Origin of the sequence: Vibrio mexicanus (assembly GCF_001012815.1) — a bacterium.
Lineage (GTDB): Bacteria > Pseudomonadota > Gammaproteobacteria > Enterobacterales > Vibrionaceae > Vibrio > Vibrio mexicanus.
Map to the genome: position 1 here is coordinate 1 of NZ_JYJP01000028.1, position 2,951 is coordinate 2,951.

Annotated in this window: 4 protein-coding genes; all 4 read right to left on the bottom strand. The window is 43.3% G+C overall.

Going from position 1 to position 2,951, the window contains the following annotated elements:
* On the bottom strand, positions 1 to 924 hold a 924-nt coding region (locus tag UA76_RS05565), incomplete at its 3' end, for a hypothetical protein (RefSeq protein WP_157617577.1).
* 13 nt (positions 925 to 937) lie between these two features.
* A complete protein-coding gene (locus tag UA76_RS24460; protein WP_047043879.1) occupies positions 938 to 1,432 on the bottom strand; it encodes a hypothetical protein in 495 nt (164 codons plus the stop codon).
* A 2-nt stretch (positions 1,433 to 1,434) separates the two neighbouring features.
* On the bottom strand, positions 1,435 to 1,881 hold the full coding sequence (locus tag UA76_RS24465; RefSeq protein ID WP_047043881.1) for a hypothetical protein: 447 nt from the start codon (positions 1,879 to 1,881) through the stop codon (positions 1,435 to 1,437).
* Between the two features lie 13 nt (positions 1,882 to 1,894).
* Positions 1,895 to 2,905 (bottom strand): hypothetical protein, encoded by a 1,011-nt coding sequence (locus tag UA76_RS05580; RefSeq protein WP_047043883.1) that lies wholly within the window; start codon positions 2,903 to 2,905, stop codon positions 1,895 to 1,897.
* Positions 2,906 to 2,951 lie beyond the last annotated feature (46 nt).

The following is a 2,951-nucleotide window of genomic DNA, read 5'->3' on the forward strand; positions in this document are numbered from 1 at the left end:
CAGTTCATGTTCGTGTTCAAGCAACTTCTCTAACCGTTCTTCAAATGGCTCTGGCCTTTTATCGATGCGGAAGTATGAGTGTGACTCTGAGCGGTGAAAGCTCTCACCTGTTATAACTGCGCTTTTCCCGCTGTCCATGAAGTTGAATATTTGCGCGATGAAGTAGTCATTATCTCTTTCGGTATTGAGGTGAACTTTGCCCGTTGGCTGAACTATGATTGGCACGACGTTATAGCCACCTTTGCGCTTTTTATTTTCACAATACAAATAGAGCTCCATCCCTGTCTTGCGTTCCAGAAACCCTAAGTTCTCAAATCGACAAGCGGCTAATCTGCCAGAGAACCAGGTATACACAATTTGACGTTTTCGGTCGAAATAAATATTGGCCGGCTTTGGGGTTCTGATGAAAAAGAGCGTAAAATATCCAGTGAGAGATACCACGATTGCTGAAAGAATGGAGTAAGTAATCAGAAATTCGCGTTGAGTTTCTGTTCCATGTGCAAGTACAGCTCTTGTATAGCCGAGAAAAGAGTAACGACCATTTTCTCCAAACATTAACTTGTAATATTCATAGTTTTCTTGGTGATAGCTACTAAATGGTAGCCCCTGAAGTTCCATTTCTTGATATCTCTCTATTCTCTCTAAACCAGTATTAATTGAAGCAGTATTTGTTCCCAATTTCCCAACGAAAAGAAACGATAAAACCCATAGGCCAATAACCAGCGGCAAGAGGTAAGCAAGCCTCAACCCATTTTTTGCATCCCGTACAGATAGAACATCATCCGTGACTGTCATGAAGGGCTCTAGCGGATCATCCGCAGGCTGAATGGTTTTAAAGTGGGAAGAAATCGACTCTCGCCATTTAATCAGTTTTTGTGGGTATTGATATCTGACCAAGAAGCCCTGGTTATTCGATCGTTTCATATTGTTATCGCGGCTATATCGCATGCCCTTTTGGCCTGCGGGTTTGGTAGTGATGGACTAAATCTCCTTCGGCTTCTAATGCTGCGTTTACGCGCTGTTCGAAGTTATCGGGTTTGCGATCGATGCGCCAAAATAGCTTTGCAGGTTTGCGCCTAAAAGATGGGCCGGTAATCACAGCGCTTTTACCATGATCCATAAAAGCGAGAATTTGCGCCAGTGGGTAGGTAGTATCGGCTTCAGTATGAAAGGCCAACTTGCCGGTATCAATGCCGACAATTGCCATTGGACGGTAGCCCTTTTGCTTTTTGTTTTCAAACTGCAACACAAGGTTGATGCCAGACTGGTTTTCAATCAACCCCATTTTGTCAAAGTAGGCTGCGCCTACTCGTCCATGACGCCAGCTATATACAATTTTACGCTCTCGGTCAAAATAGACTTCGGCATCTCTTGGTTTTAGAAGAAAGAGCAGCCACAGAATAAACCCAAATAGCTGAAAAGAACTTATCATTATCAAACTTCGAAGAAACGGCCGAGCCTGCCTTCAACTTCTTTTGCCCTTAAATACGTTGCCCATGTGACCTCACCATTTTCATCAAGCAGTGCTCTGGCATATTTTTCCGTTTCTTCAGCTCCGTATCTTAATTGATTGGAAGCTTTTTCTTTTTCTATGGACGCCAACATCCTGTGCGCATACTCTTGATTGCTACTCAGATTAGGCAGAAAGTCGTAAAACATATAAAGCGGCATAAAGGTAAACAGCAACATTAGCGGGATGACAATGGTATTGCGTCTAGTGTGATAACCTGTCCTTACGGTTAGCACCTTATCATCCACCGAGACTATAGGGTCAAGTGGATCTTTCATCGGAATAACGATCACCTCGGAGCGAAAATCCTGCCACCACTTGGAAAAAGGTTGGGCTTTGGTGGTAAACATACCCCAAAATCGACGTTTCATCTTTTAACCACCACTAAAATGCATGACCTTTGGGTTTCTTGGTTTGATAGTGCTCCACTAAGTCAGTATCCGCTTCAAGAACGGCTTCTAAGCGCCTTTCAAAATCCGCTGGCTTTCTATCTTTTCGAAGAAAGTACTTTGCTGGTTCGCGTTGAAAATTGTTTCCCGTGATAATGGCCTCTTTACCATGGTCCATGAATGCTAGTATTTGGGCTAGGGTATAGGTCATATCATCTTCTTTGTGAAAGGTGAGCTTTCCAATATCAATACCGACAATTGCCATAGGTTCAAAGCCCGTCTTTTTCTTGTTTTCAAATTGAAGGATTATGTTCAAACCCAAGTGGTTCTCAATGATGCCCATTTTATCGAACTTGGCAGCCCCAACTCGCCCGTGGCGCCAGGTGTAAACAATCTGACGCTGTCGATCGAAGTAAACCTCAGCATCGCGAGGCTTGAGTAGGAATACTAACCACGCTCCCAGAGATAGAGCGCACATGATGGCCAGAAAGCTAATTCCGGAAAGAAAGCGATCTAATCGTCCAAGCTTTTTGAGTACTTCCATATGAGTAAGAAGTGTTACATTACCGTCTTGCTCAAAATAGAGGCTATAGGCTTGTATCCGTTCATCTTCCCCAGACACTAACTGCTGATACTTGGCTCCCTCTTTAATATCTCCTAAATTTTCGGCTCTTATGCGCAACCTTTCGTACTGAGATGCCCTTTCCTTATGAAAGTCGATCATACGGGCTGCTTGAGCTTTTTGGGATTCTAAATCATATTTGTAGCTAGAATCGTAGATAAAATACAATGTCAAACCAGTTAGCATTAACATCCACGGTACGACAATAGAGTTTCTTCGTGTGTGATATCCCGTTCTTAGTGTCAGTATGCGATCACCCACGGACATAAAAGGTTCAAGTGGGTCTTTCATCGCAACGACGGCAACCTCGGCCCTAAACTGGTTCCACCATTTGGAGAAGGGCTGTCCGTATTTAGTAAATAGACCTTTGGATCCTCGATTCATTGAGTAACCTTACATCTACGTAAACGTATACTTTTCGAAAAGCTCT

Bases quoted from the DNA above. Each gene is read 5' to 3' on its own strand.
- UA76_RS24460 (WP_047043879.1), bottom strand. From the start codon at position 1,432: ATGATAAGTTCTTTTCAGCTATTTGGGTTTATTCTGTGGCTGCTCTTT.
- UA76_RS24465 (WP_047043881.1), bottom strand. From the start codon at position 1,881: ATGAAACGTCGATTTTGGGGTATGTTTACCACCAAAGCCCAACCTTTT.
- UA76_RS05580 (WP_047043883.1), bottom strand. From the start codon at position 2,905: ATGAATCGAGGATCCAAAGGTCTATTTACTAAATACGGACAGCCCTTC.